The sequence below is a fragment of the Membranihabitans marinus genome (assembly GCF_019802045.1).
Classification (GTDB): Bacteria; Bacteroidota; Bacteroidia; order Chitinophagales; family Saprospiraceae; genus Membranihabitans; species Membranihabitans marinus_A.
Genome location: NZ_JAHVHU010000001.1, coordinates 1 through 20,075, shown reverse-complemented (window position 1 = coordinate 20,075; position 20,075 = coordinate 1). Strand labels below are relative to the sequence as shown.

Below are 20,075 nucleotides of genomic sequence, written 5' to 3'. Positions count from 1 at the left end.
GGAATGAGAAAGTTATCTGGAACTTTATTCAAGAATAGAAGGTTTAAAAGGCATCGTTATATCAAGAATTAAAATTTATAAAATGGACACGATTAAGAAAAAATACATCTTCGATGAAAAAAATCAAAATAAAGTTGCCGTACAGATAGACATTGCGGCTTACAAGAAAATCGAACAAATACTGGAAGATTATGCTTTAGGCCAGTTAATGGAAGATAATGATTCTATGCAAAAGATGAGTGTAAGCGAGGCACGAGTGGCGTATTCTCAATTAAAAAAGTCGAATTCTGGTGGAAGTACAGATTGAAAGAAAATTTTTGAAAGATTTGGTAAAATTACCTGTCAAAGACCGCCGCAGAATAGAACAATTTGTTTTTGAAGATTGTGAAAAATTAGATTCATTTTGGTCATTAGATTCAGCCGAAAAATTAAAAGGATACGCCAATTTTTACAAAATCAAAATGGGTAATTATAGAATTGGTATTTAGTTTGAATCAAATATATTGATATTCAGACGTGTCCTACATCGCAGAGATATTTATAGATATTTTCCGTAGAATTCAACAAAAAATTATCATTTCTCTAATTTTGCTCCCTGAATAAGATCCACCCTACTACCCTTGTCCAATCCTACAATCCTAGTCAATCCTAGTCAATCTCCAATATCGTTCCCGCGATGTGCCGTGTTCCATTATCGATATTATAATAATAAGTCACCAGCACCCGGTTATCATCCAGGACCACTGCCCATGGATAACCGATGTCAGTACTTCCGCCATCTGTTCGCAAAACAAACTCTTCAGCGGTGTCGTAGTTCGTGCACTCTGCATTGAGGATCCGGGCACGAATTCCATAGGGTTTATGGCGATATCCATACACCAGCAGCACCCGGTTATCGGGCAGCCGGGTCGCTTGCAGCGGATGGCCTTGAAAACCCATTTTTTTCCAGGGGCCAAAGGACTTCCCACCATCGGTCGATCGGGCAATACAAGCCTGATCGTCCAGACCTGCCGTCCGCAGAAAAGCTACCAGGTCTCCATTGGGTGTTTCGTACATCGATGTTTCATTGAATGAAGCCTCTGAATCTTCAGCGATGGGGCACGAATATTCCCAGGTCACTCCCTGATCATCTGATGTTAAGAGATATACAGATGTCTGACGAATATTATCTTTATTGTTTCCAGCTGCTACAGCCCAGTAAAGCCGTCCGTCCTTGCCTTCCCATGGTGCTCCCCGGTTATAGGCCGGAAGAGGTTCACCGGTCGCCGAATATTTGACCTCTGGAGGAATATTTGGCGGATAGAAGGGACCATCCCAGCTTTCACCGCCATCCCTGGAGATGACGTTGTAACCTCCCAGAAAAACGGTATTTTTCATATTCTCAAAATAAGGGGTTTTCAGGTTGTCGGTATTACGCAAGAAAGCCCATCCGTAGCTGGTACACAATATCGTTCCATCTTTCATAAGAAGAAAACAAGGATCTTGCGAACCACCCCAGGGATGTGCGTACATCAGCTCTGGCTCACTGGACCACGACAGGCCGTTGTCACGTGATCGCACCGTCATCAGATAGCTATTGGGGTCGACATGGTTGTTTCCCCCTTCACCAAAAACCTGCCGGTTCGGAGCCCGACGGAATGCCACTAATATTTCTCCATCTTCTTTTTTGATGACCGATGGGAAGGTCGAATAATAGGACGCATCCTGATAGATGATAAAATCTTTCACCTTTCGCATTCCTGAATGGTTTTGGCAGAAAGCATTCAAAACAAAAGCCATCAGCAAGGCTGACATGATAATTTTTCGGGACATAATTATTATATTTTTTATACGTGCATAAATATAATTCAAAGTCCAAACCCTTTCTTCTACTTTTACACCAGAAAGTAATACGATTCTACAAGATTAAAATCAATGTGTCCCTGATCCGGATGCCTTCTTTCTATTCATTGAATTTGAAGGCATATAAATCGGCATCTTTTAATCGGATTTTTAACCGGACAGTTCGGCCGGCCAGATCCTGAACATTGGAATTCTCTTGCCACGTTACGACCCGATCCAACTCATTTCCTATAATCTCCTGGCAATCTCTCAGACCAAACCCCGGGATGGGTTGCCCCTGCTCATCCTGAATTTCGACACGGACACTTCCGGCAGCTGATGTCGAATAATTGATCTCGAGTTCCTTGCCGGTAAACACCAGGGGTTTGGTCACCAGTGTTCCACTGCCATACCCGGCATGAAGGGAGGCAAAGCCATCGATGCGCATCGAATATCGTTTCAGGTGTGCCGTGGGCTGAGCATAGTTTTCGTTGACATACAAAGACATCTCGGTATCGCCGGTCTCCACCACATTCAGCGCGGGATAATTGGATCGGGACACCCAGTTTTGAAGACCAATTTCAGGTCGGATGTAGGATTCCATAAAGGTCCGGTCATACCGATCGCCACCTCGCGTCGACATAATAAACGCATCGGAGCAATCCTTGAAATACTTGGGATTGACATCCAATGCCTCCGCCTGTGCCGTGGACAGCACCTGTCGTCCGGGCATAAACCGGGCACCTATAGCGAGGTAAATTTGAGGCGCCCGATAATACGGGCTGGTCTGTTGGGTATAAAGATGTTCCGGTGGGGTGCCTCCGAAGGTCATCTTCACCGGATCGGTCCAATGGATAAAATCTTTTGAAGTTGTTCGACTGACGGTCCGAAATCCCTTGTATTCTGTGAACCCTCCATCCGACCACGTTCGAAAATAACAGACGTATTGGTTTTCACTTTCGGACCAAAAAACTACATTCTGAGAATCAAAAACACCCGTTGTAAACACGGGTTCTTCTTGCATTTTGGTCCAGTGGATTCCGTCGGGTGAACTATATGCAATCAGACCGCTTTTACTGGTTCCTCCCACGCCTTTATACTTTTCTTCCGGTTTACACGCCGGATTTTGATCAATAAAGGGACTGAAATTATGTGTCACCGGCGCTGCATGAGCCAGGACAATATTATTTTTCTTGGATCCATTCACTTCGAAAAGTCCCAGTTCCGGTTTCGTCCAGTGAATTCCATCGGTAGACAATGCGATGCAGGTCGTCTCACCATCGCGCCCATCACTTCCCGCCTCTCGCACACCCCTGTAATACGCTTTGAACAAAGGACCATCTTTAATAATCGTGGAGTAACCACTGAAATGACCTTCCCACGGTTTATCAAAATGGAGTACCGCGCCTTCAGGCACCGGGTGGTGCAAGCGCAGTTCAGTATTATCCATAGCATCAATGAGGTAATGGTCCACAAACAGTTGCCGATCATCCTGGATCTGTAAAGGCTCTTGCGCCGTAACTGTCAGCAGGGTAATAATCTGCAAAAGCAGAACAGGGTATAATCTATTCATTTGGGGCTTGATTTAATTGTGAAAGAATGTGTGTACATGTTGTTTCCGCGTAAGATAAAAAAGCTATTCTAAATAATTACAACCCGGCCTCCAGCTTTTTTCGATATTGCCGCGGCGTCATTCCTTTGTGCTTTTTGAACTGCCGGTTGAAGTTGGCCAGATTGTTAAAGCCGCAATTGTAAGCGATCTCGGAAATATTTTTGTCCGTTTCGGACATCAACACACACACCTGACCAATCCGTACAGAGTTGAGGTATTCTACAAAAGTCATCCGAAACTGATCCTTAAAGTAATTGGAAAATGCTGTAACGCTCATGTTCGCCACACCAGACACCTGTTCCAGGGTGATTTTCTGATCAAAATTCTGCATAATGTACTCCATAATTGATTTGAATCGGTCCGATGCCAACGATTCATAGTTTTGAACAAATGCAGGACTGGCCAGAATCTCCACCTCCTCCGCATGAGCTAACTCTTGAAACACAGCAAAAAGATTGGACATGCGGAGCAGACCGGGCATTTCGGGCATTTCAGTCATCAGACGATCAATTTCCGCCCGGGCTTTCCCTTTGATCGCCATGCCTCGTTGTGATAATTTAAGAACCTTTTTCAGCTTCTCCATTTCCGGCATTTTCATCGTCCCTTCCCCTAGAAAATCCTTCGTAAAATGAATCACCAGGGCATCTGCTTCCTGATCGGCTTCACCTTCGAAGTATTCCGGGTCGTTCACCCAGACATGGGGCAACATCGACCCCATAAACACCAAGTCGCCTTCATCAAAATAACCAATGTGATCCCCCACCATGCGTCGTCCGGTACTTTTCTTGACCAGTACCAGTTCATAGTGCTCGTGATAGTGCCAGGGAGCCGGAAAGAAAGCCCCTTTTTCCCGAAATACCACAAAAGATTTGGTAAAATCCTGCGGAAGATGTAATTCAACGGCGTTCATTGCTGATTTATACTGTTAATTCATGAATTTATAAAGAGATGTTTTCCGAATCAATCCTAACCCGCTTTATTCACCACGTCAATCTGTTATGATGCATAATATACAGTGCATCAAATGCTTAAATTCCAAAATTGGATATATTTCATAGCCCAATTTTGGGTGACGTTTGACTTTTGATTCATACATCTGCTGCGTTACTAACTCCTTGAAATAGAATACTATTCCTGCGGAATTAGATGCCTTGCATCTGCATAAATCAAAAGCCATGAATTTTGCGGGCAAAACTGATACTTTCTGACAAGTTAGGGAAAGATAGTGGTTATTGCAAACCAGGGTGAGTAGAAGAAATAAAATTCTTCCTCATAGTGGAATTCGATCGAGCAGATGCGGTAGGGACTTATACGAACTTGCGCTGTGGCAAAAGGTTTATTTCATCGAATTTTTTCACACTGTCAGAATACGTTTAAGCAAGTCGTGAAAAACCACTCCTATTTTTTGCCCCTCCTGGCAAAGCTTCATGTATACGATCGTTCTCTATCAGGGAATTAATTTCAGCAAAAACCTCATCCACCGCTTTTAATACAGCCGCTAAGTGATCCGGGGTATGGGTCCACATCAGATAAAAATAGGTGGATACCAAAAAGCCTCGGTCCACCATTTTCTGTATGTACAGCGTTTTCACTTTTAATGCAAGGTCGCCCAGGTGGAACGCGATGGACGGCGAGGGTGGCATTCCTGCGATTTCCATTTTACATGCGGGGTATTTATCTGCAATCGCCTTGAGTTCATTTTGAAAACCTACGCCCTTATCCCAGACCTGCTTTTGCAAATTCAACCGTTCCGCCTTTTCCAGCACAGCCAGTGCAGCAGCGGTGCCTATTCCATCGGTCCAATAGCTGGATGAAATAAAGCTTTTTTCGGACTCGTCCATGACTTCCTTTTTTCCAATAATGGCTCCGAAAGGGATTCCGTTGCTCATCGCTTTGGCGTAAACAGCAATATCGGGTTGAAGTCCTATATTCAGGTGTGCACCCGGAAATCCATGGCGCATTCCACTGGTGATTTCATCGACGATCAAAACAATGTCCCTTGTCTGACAGGTGCGGACAATGTGTTCGATAAATGTCGGATCGGGATGCTGCGAGCGCATGGGTTCCATGACTATAGCTGCTATGTTCCCGGATAATCTATCTATCGCTGCGTCAAAAGATTCAATATCATTATATCGGAATGGAACAGACGTATCCTTCAGTTCCCGGGGTACTCCACTGGGTTCCAGTCCGGGCAACAGATGACCATCTAACGCATCATCATCGCCCAGGTTGGCAGCCAGATACCAATCATGCCAACCATGATATCCACAAAAAGCCACACCGCTTTTTTCCGTGTAACTTCGTGCACAACGAATGGCGACGCTCATCGCCTCACCGCCCGTCCGTGCAAAACGTACCTTCCCCTCCTTCGCCCAGGGATGCAATTCCAACAGTTTAACAGCCAGCTCGACCTCCTGGGGGTTGACCAGAGAACAGTAGCTCCCCAAAGCAACCCGTCTTTTCACTGCCGCATTGACATCCGGATCGGAGTAACCCAACAGTATGGATCCCACCCCGCCCAGAAAATCCACATATCGCTGGCCATCCAGATCCCATACTTCGGATCCAGAACAACGGGAATAGTAGGTAGGCCAGGTATCTACATCATGCATTTCTGCCCGTTTCGATAACAAAGCGGTACCCCCTGCGATGACTTCCCGTGCTTTCGTCCACAATTCGGATCCCGAAGCTGTATCCGATGAACTATTGGAAGTATCCTCCAGATCTAACAGTTGCGAAGCGTTGTTGTAAAAAATGTCCTGAATATCTGAACGATTTAAGCCATGATTTTCGCAAGCTTCCTTCAATGCAACCAGTGATTCGATACCGACCAAGGTCATATCTACGCCGGTTGGGGACTGATGTTCTGATTTTAATATATGAGGATGTAACCAAAACATATTATCTCCGGTTGTCACACACCGTCCCCTAAGTTCACTAACCGGATAATCAGATCCCCACAAAATTCTGGCAGGGCCTAAAACTTCTATTGCTGTAGCAAAAGCCTCCGATTCACATATCGCAGAGGTATCCACGACCACATTGTCCAGCTCGGCCATTTCAGACAATCCTTTTCTGGCATTCCGGTAGTTAAAACTTCGCGCAATATGTGCCAATACAATCTTCACGTTCGGATAGGTTCTTGAAAGCCGTCGAAGCGCCTTCTGATTGTCTTCATCCGCTATGCCATAATGACGAACAATGTGTAACATAATGATGCCACCAGTTTCATTGAGGATTTCCCACATCCATTCCGGCGCATATTCCGTGATGGATGCATTCATGGTATCGGCCCGGTCAGCGTACACGTGGTATACTTTGATACCGGAAAACCGGCCGCTTTTCAGATCTTTGGACAGTTCTTCTCTTGAATCTTTGGGACTAACCAGTTTTAACGCTTTACTTTTTTCAGATTTTTCGACCTCGCCAGATATCCATTTATTTATAGATTCTCGATCGCCACTTTTATGAGGCATGCCAAAAAACAAGCCATCGATCGTTCTGTCTCCCAAAGTGCGAGATATAGCTTTCCTGTAGGCTGCGAGATCAAATAAAGAGGAATTCTGAAGGAATGGAAATGCCTGCACATCAAAGTGTTGAGCAGCATACAAATGAGCATGAATGTCATAAATCCGCTCTGGGATAAAATCCAGGATTTCATTGGCTACAAGCGTCCTGTCCGTAGAAGTCAATTGTTCTTGATACATAGCTGTTTATTTTTCAGGAAAAAGGATGTCTCATTTATTTTCGAAACTTAATGTAGAAGCGTATAAAATATTTAAGTATAATATGTACCGTTGATTGACATTGATTGATCATCCAATCATTTAAATTAGGAAAGAATTCAAGTCCGCATCTTGTAATAAATTTTATCTAATATTTTCATTCATAAGGTTGCCAGGATTTGTAATTCCAGACCATCGGATACAGAGCATTCCCAAAAAGGCAAATTAATAAACATCCGCTAATTCATAAACTGATCCGGTAGTAAAGCCTCTCTGGCAATTATAACATCATCAATGCATCCATTCAAAGCCGCTTTGGAAGCAGAAGGCAGTATCGTCCTCCTCCTTGCAAAAAACGGTTTGTTCCGATCCGCACCCAAAAAAACATTATTGCCAAGTTGAATTCCAACCTTCGAAGGGGCAGTGGAATTTTCCAGATACCACCGATGGCCATTATCCGCTTGTAAGGGTACTGAACCGGATTGAATAAATCCGGAACCTACCATGTTGCCATCCAAATATAAGATCACCTCCCCTTCGTCGTAGGTAACGGCGAGGTGATGCCACTCTTCATCGTGAATATTCACTTTCCCTGAAAATACAGCTTGTCCATTTACAACAAACCGGATTCCAGGGAATGCTACCCCACGTGGGTCGACATCAAGGACGACTTCGCCGGTCACAAACTCTCCCACTCCTCTATGATTACTAAAGATCCGTGCATGACCTCCTCCCAAATTCTTGACTCTGGCAGCCATTGTAAAGGAGGTTCCTAAGTTATTGGTATTTAAGATTTCAATTCTCCCAACCTCAGTTTTCACATCTGGTGTCAACTTCACCATGGAGTTGCTGATATGGTTACTTGAGCTATCTTTTACAAGAGCAGCGTTGCCATGCAATTGATAAGATTTTGACAAAGCGTTAGATTCAAATTCCTCCTCAAAGTCCAAAAATATACGATCCGAATCAGGCTGATCAATCAACTGAAGTTCACTGCCGGCCATAAAAGAATAAAGAGCAGCATTTTTAAGATGAAAGGCGAATCGTATTTCTTTATCATCAGGCAATCCATCTTGATCGTCCCACCGCACTTCTAAATCAAGTCCATCTTTATTCACCACCTGACATCTTTCCTTTTCGTAGCCGGGAATGACAGTCCCGGATCCATCCAACAACTCCACTCTAATCGACCCACCTTCCGCATTGGCATTGATTAATAATTGGCCCTGAGCGCCAACAAAAATTTTTGTTATAACCTCACCCCCATCCTGGCCCGCTTGCAGTGAAGCAAATCCGTCCTTCCGCAGAGTGGCTAATCCAATACTTGATCTGGAACTATCTGTACGACCACTATGCGTGGCAGAAGATCCACCATACCAAAGTTTTATGTGCCCATCTTCTATCAAGGGATGATTGGTGCTGAAAACCATACCCCGATCCCAGTCGTCCGGCCCGCCTGTCGGTAAAATAGGAACCCTGCGACCTCCTTGTACTTCCTGTCGGGTCCAGTTAATTCCATCCCGACTACTAACAATTTCACAATAAATAGGACCATCATTTTTCCCATCGGTAAGCGGAAATATCCAAAGAAATCCGATATACCCCGATTCGTAAGCAAAACCACTCAAACCATAAAATTCCGTCCGCTGGTATTCTTCTTCTACCCAAAAGTCATCCGCACGATCAGGTACCAGGATCAACTCTGCCTGGGGCCATGTTTCAAAATTAGTCGTCGAACTATATCCGACGCACCTTCTTCTAAATCCACGAACGGGTGCAAAAACTTTAGGATATCCTATGTATTGATTCTCATGTGGGTCCCAAACAAAATTACCTACATCGCCCGGATCTTTAAGAATCGGATTGACTGGGGTGTCATTCCAATGAATGCCATCTGCTGAATACGCACCATAGAAACCACTGACAAGATTGTTCGGTTCTGTCTTTCCGTAATCATAATTTATCAATTTATATCTTCGACTCGAATCCCTTTCCCATGGGGTATAAATCACCTGGGGAATATGATCTTCCCTGGTCCTGCGGAGAAATAGATTATTATCTGTGGATCCTTGAAATTCTACTAGTCCTAACTCTGGTTTGTCCCAATTCAATCCATCTGGGCTTGTGGCATATAGGTTTGTATACTCACCGAGCCAGGCGTGGTACCACATCTTATATCCATCATTGGTTTCGTTGGGCAACACGGTCCCATATAAATAACTGGTTCGCCCTTCCCACGGCTTATCTGCCACGAGCAAAGGATTGTTCGGATGCTTTGTAAAGGGATGATATATTCGTTTTACATTCACCTTTCGCTCCACCAGATAATCGTCTACAAACAATTGCCAATGCCCTGTCAAATCTGCAGGATTTGAACCTAATTTAAAATCCAAGTTCGGTGGCAATACAACTGTTCTATTAAACGACATTGTAGTTATCAGACCTAACACGAATAGTGAGAATATGAAAAAAAAGAAAGGTTTCATATATTATCTGATTTTTTCCTAAACGGGTGAACAAACTCATTTAAATTTGAACCTCTTTAATCCAAGTCTTTCAGTGGGATTTTAGTCAAATAAATATTAGCCCCGTCTTCATGACTGGAATAATAAGATATCCAAAGCTTTTCGTTGTAAATAAGCATCCCCGGATAGCTGGTATCACCACCACTGGGCAGCACAAAAGTTTTGCGTACATCCCCGTCCAAATCAGTCACCAAAATTTGTGTCTTGACCCCGTCTTTATATTTGCGGGTTCCCACGACCAATTTATCTTTGTTCAAACATAAAAAGTTTGGCCCGCCAAGTCGAAAATCTAATTTTTGATACTTCCAGTTATTGTACGGCGGACTGCTTTTCGCTAGCACACCCACTTTATCATCGCCTTCACGCCGCACAATGACATACATATTATCCTGGTCATCGAATCGGATGGTCGATTCATTGGCCTTCCCATCAACTTCCAACTGTGATATTTCTTGAAAATGTGAACCGTCATTGGTTTTATCTATAGAAACACGCCAGGGGCTATGGTCTTTTATTTGTACTCTCGTGCCATAACCGACACCATTGTTCCAGGTCACCCGCCAGATCCAACTATTTTTCCGGCCACTTTCAGGATCGATATGCACTTCGATCGGGGAAGAAAATGATGCACCTTCACGATCTGAAAATGAAACCTGCGGACGCATATCCAATCTCGACTTTCCTTCATACACAGACCCTCCCATAATCACCATAATTCGTCCATCCGGCGTAATGGATAGTTTGGGGTCTCGTAAATCGAGTCCCGGCTTATCTACTAACGCCACGGTCTCCCATTGTTCCCCATTTTGAGAACGTAAAATACGTACTTTTCCATCCTCGCCCCCGGCATGATCACTCCCGACTCGGAAGGAACAATAAAACACATCGTTGAACCGGATAAGGTCTGTGAAAGCACTGTGTTCATCCGTGCCATAAATTCTCGAAACTGGATAAGGGAAATTAGTCTCTTCTATGGTTGTATTTTGTGTCAGAACCGTCAAAGGAAGAAGAAGTCCTAAAATTAGTATCAAATTTTTCATAAGTATTACAATTGATTAAAAAATCTACTCCCTTAATATCCGCATAGAAACACTCAGAGATGTAATCCCTTATGTTCAAACTTAATGTATCAGCTAAGTTAGGCGAAAAGTAGATTTCGTTCTCCTACTTTAATGCTACACTTTGATACTATATTTCAATGGCCGCACAAATTTAGATACTGTCCCGCTGGATTCTTAAACATGATCAATACAAGAATGCCCGCTCGCTTACCACTTCTTTAATGTTTGTTATCGGCACAATGGGGGCATCTTGTTTATACAATTCCGCTAAAACCAATGATGTTTTTAAAAATCAGCCTGCGATTATCCGGGGATCGTTCGTTTTTGCTCCTCAATTATTATTTATACTTGAAAGAAATCCGGTAAAATACGCTGTGCAATCTTTCTCGTATCTTCGACCACATGGTCCCTTACACCTATGTATGGCCATCGCAATCGTGGACTCGTCGTGCTGCGACCACTTAATGCCCACAAAAGTTTATCCAATGCAGCATCAGAATATCCAGCACGAGCTAACGGGACAATTCCTTCTTCAAAGAAATGCAGGATTTGATTTTCGATCCTTATCCCTTCATCAATATTATCTATAATTATTTCAAACCATTTTTGAGCCGCATTTGGATTAATACAGGCGACATTGGAGTATGATCCTTTAGCTACCCCTTCTTTTATTCCGGTTGCCAGCCGATGCCCCGGAACAAATACCGCAAGACCACCATTCATTTTCCGCATCTCAGCATACCATTCAAGCCCTCCGGCACCTACTTTGATGCCAATAAGCTGAGGGAATCTATCGGATATCCTTTTGAAATCAGAAGGTGTCAGTACGGTTTTGGAGTGGCCCGGGCTATAAAGAACAACCGGAATTGGATCAGCTTCCTCAATTACCTCTGCCAAAAAAGACAATTGTTCGTCGGAATTAAGTGGGAGCCATTCAGGCAATGTAATTTGAAAAGCTTTTGGATTCAAAGCTTTTGTGCGTCTTATTCTTTCCCTGGAAATAATAGGACTCATATGGCTGGCACCAATCTGAAAAGGAAACCTCTTTTTATGACAGATATCTGCCATCATTTCATTGATTCCGTCAAATTCCGATTCTGTTTGGTTGTAGAATTCTGCGGCTGTACCATTAGAATATATTCCTTGAATCGATGTGTTCGTTAACATATCCATTTCCTCTTTCAAACTATTGAAATCAATGCTATTGTCTGCTAGTATGGGTAATTGGATGGAACACCAAATTCCTATTAAGTTGTTCGAAGACAAATGCTTCATAAGGAATTGACTTATTTCGTTCGATCGATTTTTAATTTTTCCTCGTAGGCTTTTTTTGCCTCTAAGTCTTCTATGGCTGATTCTGCAAAGTACACGATACCGAGCACACTTCTGGATCTTGTATGGCTTTTATTTCGATCCGCCCGGTGAATCGTCATGCCATCATGAACGAGAACATCCCCTTGCTTCGTGGGCATGCTCACTTCATTGGCGATATCGTCCTTGGTCCCAAAGTCGGTGATGCCCTGAGAAAAACCAAGGGTTTTCGTTCGGCCGTGTGGACGCATCCCCAGTTTGTGCGACCCCCTGACATATCGCAAACAACCGTTTTCTTCATCGACGTCTTCCAGTGGGATCCAGAATGTCAGTGCTTTGGGTGGGGACAACATAAAATAATAACAATCCTGATGGGGAGGAGTGGGTTGACCGATTCCCGGTGGTTTGTTAAAATACTCCACAAACCCCTGACCCGTATCTTCACCAAAAAAGACCCTGGCCAGGTCTTCTAGTTTACTTCCTCGGAGTAAATCTTTAAAAAAAACATCATAATCGGACAGATGAAAAAGCTGTTTGATGGAATTAAGGTCGTCAGCATCTTCATAAAACACTTTATCAGATGGCAGTCCGGGTGCAATATTCAAAATATAATTTTGAACCTTTTCTTTGATGCGCTTTAATTCGCGATTATCAAAAAAATCAGACAGGAATAGAAATCCTTGTTCTTCAAATTGGTTTTTCAAATGCGCTGCATCCATGATTAAGGTTTTAAGTAATCCAGGTAGTTCCATTTGAAATTTGGAATATTCCGATAAGAATGATCTGGATAGAGATGATTAATCGAATCCATTTCTGCGGTTAATTTTTCTAGCTTAACACGATCCAGCAAAGGATCATTGGTTTCTTCACGCCACCTTCTTAAAAGTGTCTTCATATTATCCAGTACATGTTGAAAATGGGGGTGATCAGATAGGTTATTGAATTCCCACGGATCCTGATCCAGATCGTAGAGTTCAAAGGTAGGCGGTTGCTTCCATATTGCATAAGCCTTTTTCACATGGTTTGGTGAATGATGAATCTCCTCTTCTGTCGCACCAGATCCAAATTCAGGATTCGCATAAGCACCATATGCAGGGAATTCTTTACGCCCCACACCAATATTTAGAATGAGCTTAAACCGGTCATTTCTGATGCTTCTTCGCGGAAAATAAAATACCGGTGAAGAGCCTTCTCCATCAGCTCCTAAATAGGTTCTCCAATTAATCGATCCAGTCGGATCATTTAGAAACGGCAACAAACTTTGTCCAGGCAAGTGTGCCGGGATGTCTAACCCCGCCACATCCAAAATGGTAGGCAGCAAATCGACCACAGAAATTAGCTCATCCCTTACGATATTTTTGCAGGTGGCAGCCCCTTCCCATGACATCAAAAACGGAATTTTCAATCCACCTTCGTAATTGGTCAGCTTTCCTCTGCTAAACTGGGCCCCATGATCACTTAGGTAAATGACTAAGGTATTTTCTAATCCTCCGATGCTGTCGAAAAGCATGCTTATCGATTCATCCAGGCGATTGATGCAATTGTAATACTTTTCTGTCTCGTCTCTCATTCGCCGAGTATTGACCCCGGCGAAAGGCAACGTGGTTCGTATCTTAGCGGCATCAACGCTGACCGTGGGGAGATTCTCGACCTCATTCTGAAACGGCAGGTGTGCATCCGGGAAATTGACCATCAGAAAGTATGGTGTCGCGGACCCGGATTGCTGAATGAAATGCTTCGCATGGGAGGCATACTCTGACAATCTTTTTTTTCCAAAATTGGATTCCGGAATAGCTTCAAAGTCAAAATTAAAACGGCTTTCAGGATTAACGTGAACTTTACCAATAATCCCTGTTTTATATCCCGTGTCAGAGAGGTATTGAGGAAGTACTTTGACGCCCTCGTACAAAGCATAATGATGAGTAGCCCACCCAATCTGGCCATTTTGATGCGGATATAAACCAGTAAAGATGCTGCTTCTTGAGGGACTGCAGACAGAATAAGTTGTATAGGCATTGGTGAACCGGACACCATTGTGCGCCAGTTTATCCAGAGTCGGCGTATGGACTATATCATTGCCATAACATCCCAAGTCGGCGCTATTATCTTCCAAACAATCAATAATATATTGGGGCGCAAATTCTGAGCGGATATTTGTGAAAGCATTGCGACACTTATAAAGAAAGTAAGCAGTTTCACTTTAAACATCCTATTCATGACTGCACCAATTATTTGAGTTCCCAGATCACCGTTCCCATATGATACCTGTCGTGGTTTTTCTCCCTGGACGCGTAGTATGCGGTAATTATCGTTCCATCTTCTTGTTGAACACTGGAGGGATAGCCAATATCAACTGACATTTTCTGACTAAATAACATCATCTCATCACCCCATGTCCGGCCATGATCTTCACTGATTTTTACCGCCACTCCATATTGGTCTTTTACCCGATTTCCATAGGTCAATAATAGTCGCCCGTCCTCCAATCGCAATAAATGCCCCGGATGCTGTCGGGAATTTGTAAGCTGACTTTCTTTCACCCAGCTTTCTCCATCATCTGTGCTTCTGAACAAATCCATGGATTGCCCACCTTTCCATCTTCGTGCTGCTGCAATCCATTCCCCCTGCCCCAGGTAAAAAAGCGCAGTTTCATTGTGTCCTTTGGATGTCTGATCTGATCCATCACTGATCATCGACATCTTTTTCCAGGTCGAACCATCGTCATCACTTCTGAACATGGCGGTTTTGTTGATCACTTTATTCTGGGACTGAGCATAACCAATCGCTCTTAGCGACCCATCTTCCCCCTGCAGAATATCTCCAAACGGAATGAAGTTGGTCATGTTTTTGTCTGCGGTGGGAAAACCATTCTTGTTGGTTTTCCATGTAGATCCATGATCTGAAGAGCGGGATACCCAGGGTCGCAACACCTTCACTAAAGATACCTTGCCTTTGCGATCTTTTTTCAATTCCCAACCAGAAGTGAGCACGATCAGATCCCCGGAAGCGGATAATCCGGCGGCGACATTCATTCTATTGGTACCCGGTTCATGATTAGTGGGTGTTCCCTGCTTATCCCAAAAGCGACCATCTTTACTTACCCAGGTTTCGACATCACCTTCTCCCCGGCCATGACTGGGCTGATTAAATATTGTGGCGATCACACTTCCATTATCCAGTTGAGTCAGATTGGGCCAGGCGCATACATTATCGATTGAAATATACTTTTCCAGGATCGATACCGTATCGCCATTGACCCTGGTATCCTTGTGCAATACATATTCACCTGAATTGGCATGAGCGTTTCCGAGTACACCAATGGATAATATAAACGCATAAATTGATACATACAAGACGGTAATTCTTTCTTTCATCACGTTAGTTATTTAAAAATTTCACCCATTCAGCAGGCGGAGATAAAGCTTGTTCTTTCGCTGGTACTTCAAAGTTTAATGCACCAACACCACTGTTTTCCCCTTCTTCGTAAAAAACCAATAAAATGGTTCCATCCTTTAATTCGACCGTCGACGGATAAGCTCCCCGGCTATTATCCAATTTAAATGGACCTTGCCAGGTTTTCCCTTCATCATAACTAACCCGAAGTGCCGTATATGCTTTATCCCAATCAAAAGTATGGCTATTTTCTACTCCTCGATATACCATAAATATTTCACCAGTACTCAACCGATTTAGATGGGGTGAATGCGCCAAGAATCCGATGCTCTCAACAGGTGACCAGGATTTTCCAACATCCTGACTAATGGCATAATGCATAGGCAATTCGTTCTGGCCACGCAGTGCTGCAAACAAAGCACCATTTTTCAGGCGTATCACATCTGTTTCCGCAGCCAAAAACAAACCGGCGTCTTCCCCGATTGTAATGGGGTCTGTCCAGCTTTTCCCTTTGTCATACGATAAAAACACGCCGCCCCAGGCGTTTTGTGTACCCATAATTTGTCTATACACCGGAAAAATCAAGGTTCCATCTACCATTTCTCGAATGGGCGCGGAGCAATACCAGTCCTTTCCAAAAGGAGAAACCAGACGAGGTTTGGTGGTCCAGGTATGTCCATTGTCATGAGATTCAATAAAATGGACCCCAACACCAGATCTGGATTTAGGATTGGATTTTAGATCCAAAGAGAAAAAACTAACCATTATCGTACCATCATTCCGCTGACTGATGTGCGGATCACGATTATCATGAAGATCATCAAATATGGTTACCGGCCTGGACCAGGTCTTCCCTTCGTCCCTAGAGCGGACCATGCAAATTCTTCCTGCCTTGGGATATTGTTCGTTGGGATATGTAATATGGCCATCCCCACCATAAAAGACTACTACGATGTCCCCGTTTTGCAGTCGACACGCATCTGGAAAGGCCTGGTAATCACCAGCGTCACCACCTTTCGAAATAATCTGATATCGAGTGGTATCGGTTATACCAAGGGTAGTGGATCTTTTATTATAAGATATAATCGGATGATTTGAACCGATCAAATAGAACGGTCCAACGAATAAAATAAGAGCTATAATAGCCCATTTTCCGTTCTTCATATTTGATTTAATTTTGATACCCCGGATTCTGTTCTACGGTAGGTTCGAGACTTAACACAGAATTTGAGATTGGCCACAACAACAGATGTTCTGGATTCTCTTTGTCCTGGAGCGCTGGAACTAACTCAATGGCTTTTCCAAACCGGAGTAAATCCCACCAACGCTTGCCTTCAAAGGCCAACTCACGAAGTCTTTCTTCGAGAATGAATTCATTATTTTCTTCTTTTGATCCGGCAACAAATTCATTACCTGAAAAATCATCTCCGAAGGCACGCATCCGAACCTGGTTAATTTCTGCTGCGGGATCTTGTCCCAATGCATTCTTTGCTTCAGCGATCATCAATAAAACATCAGCATATCGATACAAAATGATATCATCAATAAATTGTCTGTCGCCACCGGTAATCAATCCATCTTCTTTAACCACAATGGTGGTATAATAAACGGTGGGATTCCCATCTTCATTCTTCGTATAAATTTCATAAAAGGTTTCTTCTTTTCGCACATCGTTTTCTTCATAGAGTGATTTGAGATAAGAAGTTGGAACCATAATATTATTACCAGGTCCCACAGGTCCTATTTTTTGTCTAGTTTCTGGTGTTATGTTAGAAGGAATCGCACTATTAATGATGTACATATTTTGAAAATAACTCCCTCCTGTTTCAAATTCAGCTAAGCGAACAGCCATTAATATTTCATCATTTCCTTTGTTGGAATAATCAAATACATCTTCGTAGTTGTTTAACAATTGAACATCAGAGTTCTTAATCTCATTTAATGCTGCAAGAGCTGTTTGAATATCAGAATCTCCACCGCCTTCTTGTTTGCCGGTCCACAAATAAACATTGCCTTTAAGGGCCTGAACCGCAGGTTTAGACCAAAAAGCGCGATAGGGGCCATAGTCTTCATCCGGGAACAACTGCAATGCTTGTTCGATATCATTTTTTATTAATTCAAAAACCTCAGACATCGGTGATCTTGGCTTTTGTGTGGTTTCTGCTCCAAATCCTTCTGTAGGTTCGGTTCTTAAGGGCAGTGCACCCCATGTTCTGGTCATCACAAAATAAGTGTAAGCGCGCATCGCATAGGCCTGAGCTAAAATATCGCTTTTACGATCTTCCGAAGCAAAGTTGATATCAGGTACATACTTTATAATTAGGTTCGCACTATTGATCAAGGTATAAAAGCTCGACCAACTTGGACCGGCATCTGCGGGGTTAACGGTGTTATTATAATACTTTGCATACCCTCCATCACCGACTGTTCCGAGCGTCACCACGTCAGCACGTGCTTCACCCAGGATAAATAAATTGAATCGAGCTACATCCCTAAGATCTACATACATTCCAGCCAAAGCACCTTCAGCATCTCCCTCAGATGCCCAAAAAGAATCTGTCGTAATAACACTAGTCGGATCTACGTCCAGCAAATCAGAACATGATATCTGAAAAGCAGATAGAATAATTACTAGTATGATATTGTTAGTTATTTTTCTCATTATGATCTAGTTTTATTAGAATGAAATATTTAACCCAAAAATGATATTCTTTGGGATCGGATAACGACCATAGTCGCGACCTCCAAATTCAGGATTCAATCCTTTGTATTTCGTAAAATAGTGAAGGTTGTTCCCGGTCACATTGAATCGAATGCTGTTAATTTTCAGCATATTGAGAACTGACTCAGGTAATTCATAACTCACAGTCAACTCACGAACAGAAAGATAATCACCGGATTCATAATACTGCTGACCTGTTCTGGTCGGAAAAATATTATAGGCTCCCCGCTGGCTCTCCCAGGTATACCGGGGCATATAAGTTTGATCACCCTGTTCCTGCCAGGCATTATCCACCATTTCTTGCGTCAAATTCATATTGAGCTTCCACTGACCATTCATAAAGGCCCGGGCGTAATTATAAATAGTGTGGCCCGTCGTATAATCCATCCGCAAAAGCAATGACAACCCCTTGTAGGACCAGGTGTTCGTCAATCCGCCAGTCCAAGTTGGAAATTCTGTTCCGACGTAGACTCTGTCACGGCTATCTATTTCGCCATTTCCATCCAGATCATCCCAAATAACATCCCCACCATGTTTTTTATCTCCTACGCGTGCAATCCGATCTAATGGGGCGCTTGCGGCCTCTTCATCAGTTGCATAAATTCCCAATTGACGGTATTCATAATACTCACCCAAACTACCTCCCTCTTGCAATCCCCCTAACCAGTTGTAATCATTAATCGCCGGATCCCATACGTAATAACCTCCAATTCGATTATTTTCGGTTCCATTATCAGGCAATTCAAGTATTTTATTACTCACTTTGGATGAATTAAATGCGATGTTCCATTGAAAATCTGAATTGGGTGGCAGGATAGCAGCATTTAATTCTAATTCAATTCCTTTATTTTCCAGGCTACCCAGGTTTGTCAATATGCTTCCAAATCCAGTGGATGGGGGTAAAGAAAGACTCGTAATCAAATTATCCGTTACTCGCCTAAAAACATCGACCATTACATTAACTCGCCTGTTCCACAGACCTATATCTGCACCAAAATTAAGCGTTTTTGATTCTTCCCATTGGAGTTCCGGGTTACGTATGATGGAGTTCTGAATAGCAGCTAATCCGGCATATTTGGCACCTACACCATAAGCGCCCTGGGCCGAAAAATCACCGAGATTTCCGATATTTCCATTAACCCCATAACTCCCTCTCAATTTTAAATTCAACAAGTTTTCAGGTAAAACCGCCCAAAAATCCTCATGGTGGAGATTCCATCCCAATGAAACCCCTGGAAAGAACCCCCATCTGTATTGCTTACCGAGGTTGGATGCACCATCGTAACGCATATTAAAAGACAAGAGGTACTTGTAATCAAAATTGTAATTGATTCGACTAAAATATCCAAGTATAACCTGATCGGTAACTGAACTACTTATATCTACAGGTTCTGCCGAAGCATTGAGCGTAGGAATAAGATCCGTCGAAGCCCCTTGCCCGGTCGCACTAAGTCGCGATTCGGTTCGACCAAAATAAGAAAATCCAGCCTTCGCATCGAAATGATGCGCATTTAAGATTGATTTTGAATAAGAGAGAACAGCATCAACTTGTGATTGTCGCCATTTGTATTCAGAAGCACTTGCTCTTCGACTATCCACCAAATTACTGACCCCGTTGAGAAAACTAGGCTGAAAATTATATGAACTGTTGGTAATATTATACAATGAGACCTGAGGTTCAAAAGTCAAATTTGGAAGAATATTCCAGTTAGCGCCAGCGGAAAAAGTGGGACTGTCAAGTAGTTTGTGTATTTGTGGAGTTCAAGAAGACTTTCCAAAAAATTTTGTGTTGAGCGGAATTGATCTGATTTTGTGAGTCTAAAAACTTTATACTATGAAAGATCAAACTCAAAAATTACTCGATGAATTGGTCAATCAGATTGCAGACAAGGATGAACTTGC

General features: G+C 43.0%; 15 protein-coding genes. 2 read left to right on the top strand and 13 right to left on the bottom strand.

Annotated elements, in window-relative coordinates:
• Positions 1-82 precede the first annotated feature (82 nt).
• Positions 83-307, top strand: coding sequence for a hypothetical protein (locus KUV50_RS00075; protein ID WP_222578034.1), 225 nt, complete (start codon positions 83-85; stop codon positions 305-307).
• Positions 291-488 (top strand): type II toxin-antitoxin system RelE family toxin, encoded by a 198-nt coding sequence (locus tag KUV50_RS00070; RefSeq protein ID WP_222578033.1) that lies wholly within the window; start codon positions 291-293, stop codon positions 486-488. Before KUV50_RS00075 ends, KUV50_RS00070 begins: the two co-directional genes overlap by 17 nt.
• Positions 489-648: 160 nt before the next feature.
• Here KUV50_RS00070 and KUV50_RS00065 read toward each other — a convergent pair whose 3' ends face one another.
• The 13 genes from KUV50_RS00065 to KUV50_RS00005 all read right to left on the bottom strand — a co-directional run bounded on the left by KUV50_RS00065 (position 649) and on the right by KUV50_RS00005 (position 19,925).
• Positions 649-1,812, bottom strand: a complete 1,164-nt coding sequence (locus tag KUV50_RS00065) for a sialidase family protein (RefSeq protein WP_222578032.1) — start codon at positions 1,810-1,812, stop codon at positions 649-651.
• Between the two features lie 130 nt (positions 1,813-1,942).
• The gene (locus tag KUV50_RS00060) at positions 1,943-3,394 is read right to left on the bottom strand and encodes a hypothetical protein (RefSeq protein ID WP_222578031.1); all 1,452 of its coding nucleotides are present in this window, start codon (positions 3,392-3,394) and stop codon (positions 1,943-1,945) included.
• Between the two features lie 76 nt (positions 3,395-3,470).
• On the bottom strand, positions 3,471-4,343 hold the full coding sequence (locus KUV50_RS00055; protein ID WP_222578030.1) for an AraC family transcriptional regulator: 873 nt from the start codon (positions 4,341-4,343) through the stop codon (positions 3,471-3,473).
• A gap of 463 nt (positions 4,344-4,806) precedes the next feature.
• Complete coding sequence (locus KUV50_RS00050) at positions 4,807-7,143, bottom strand: aminotransferase class III-fold pyridoxal phosphate-dependent enzyme (RefSeq protein WP_222578029.1); 2,337 nt, start codon at positions 7,141-7,143, stop codon at positions 4,807-4,809.
• A gap of 257 nt (positions 7,144-7,400) precedes the next feature.
• Positions 7,401-9,521: a LamG domain-containing protein gene (locus KUV50_RS00045; RefSeq protein ID WP_222578028.1), complete on the bottom strand. Its 2,121-nt coding sequence runs from the start codon at positions 9,519-9,521 to the stop codon at positions 7,401-7,403.
• 182 nt (positions 9,522-9,703) lie between these two features.
• Positions 9,704-10,726 carry a hypothetical protein gene (locus tag KUV50_RS00040; protein ID WP_222578027.1) on the bottom strand — a complete coding sequence of 341 codons (1,023 nt, stop codon included), beginning with the start codon at positions 10,724-10,726 and terminating at the stop codon, positions 9,704-9,706.
• 363 nt (positions 10,727-11,089) lie between these two features.
• Complete coding sequence (locus KUV50_RS00035) at positions 11,090-12,022, bottom strand: dihydrodipicolinate synthase family protein (protein ID WP_222578026.1); 933 nt, start codon at positions 12,020-12,022, stop codon at positions 11,090-11,092.
• A gap of 11 nt (positions 12,023-12,033) precedes the next feature.
• A complete protein-coding gene (locus KUV50_RS00030) occupies positions 12,034-12,777 on the bottom strand; it encodes a phytanoyl-CoA dioxygenase family protein (RefSeq protein WP_222578025.1) in 744 nt (247 codons plus the stop codon).
• A gap of 2 nt (positions 12,778-12,779) precedes the next feature.
• Positions 12,780-14,171, bottom strand: a complete 1,392-nt coding sequence (locus tag KUV50_RS00025) for a sulfatase (RefSeq protein ID WP_222578024.1) — start codon at positions 14,169-14,171, stop codon at positions 12,780-12,782.
• Positions 14,172-14,286: 115 nt separating this feature from the next.
• Complete coding sequence (locus KUV50_RS00020; protein WP_222578023.1) at positions 14,287-15,432, bottom strand: sialidase family protein; 1,146 nt, start codon at positions 15,430-15,432, stop codon at positions 14,287-14,289.
• A 4-nt stretch (positions 15,433-15,436) separates the two neighbouring features.
• Positions 15,437-16,615, bottom strand: coding sequence for a sialidase family protein (locus tag KUV50_RS00015; protein ID WP_222578022.1), 1,179 nt, complete (start codon positions 16,613-16,615; stop codon positions 15,437-15,439).
• A gap of 7 nt (positions 16,616-16,622) precedes the next feature.
• Positions 16,623-18,113 carry a RagB/SusD family nutrient uptake outer membrane protein gene (locus tag KUV50_RS00010; RefSeq protein WP_222578021.1) on the bottom strand — a complete coding sequence of 497 codons (1,491 nt, stop codon included), beginning with the start codon at positions 18,111-18,113 and terminating at the stop codon, positions 16,623-16,625.
• A gap of 15 nt (positions 18,114-18,128) precedes the next feature.
• Positions 18,129-19,925, bottom strand: coding sequence for a SusC/RagA family TonB-linked outer membrane protein (locus tag KUV50_RS00005; RefSeq protein ID WP_315899904.1), 1,797 nt, complete (start codon positions 19,923-19,925; stop codon positions 18,129-18,131).
• Positions 19,926-20,075 lie beyond the last annotated feature (150 nt).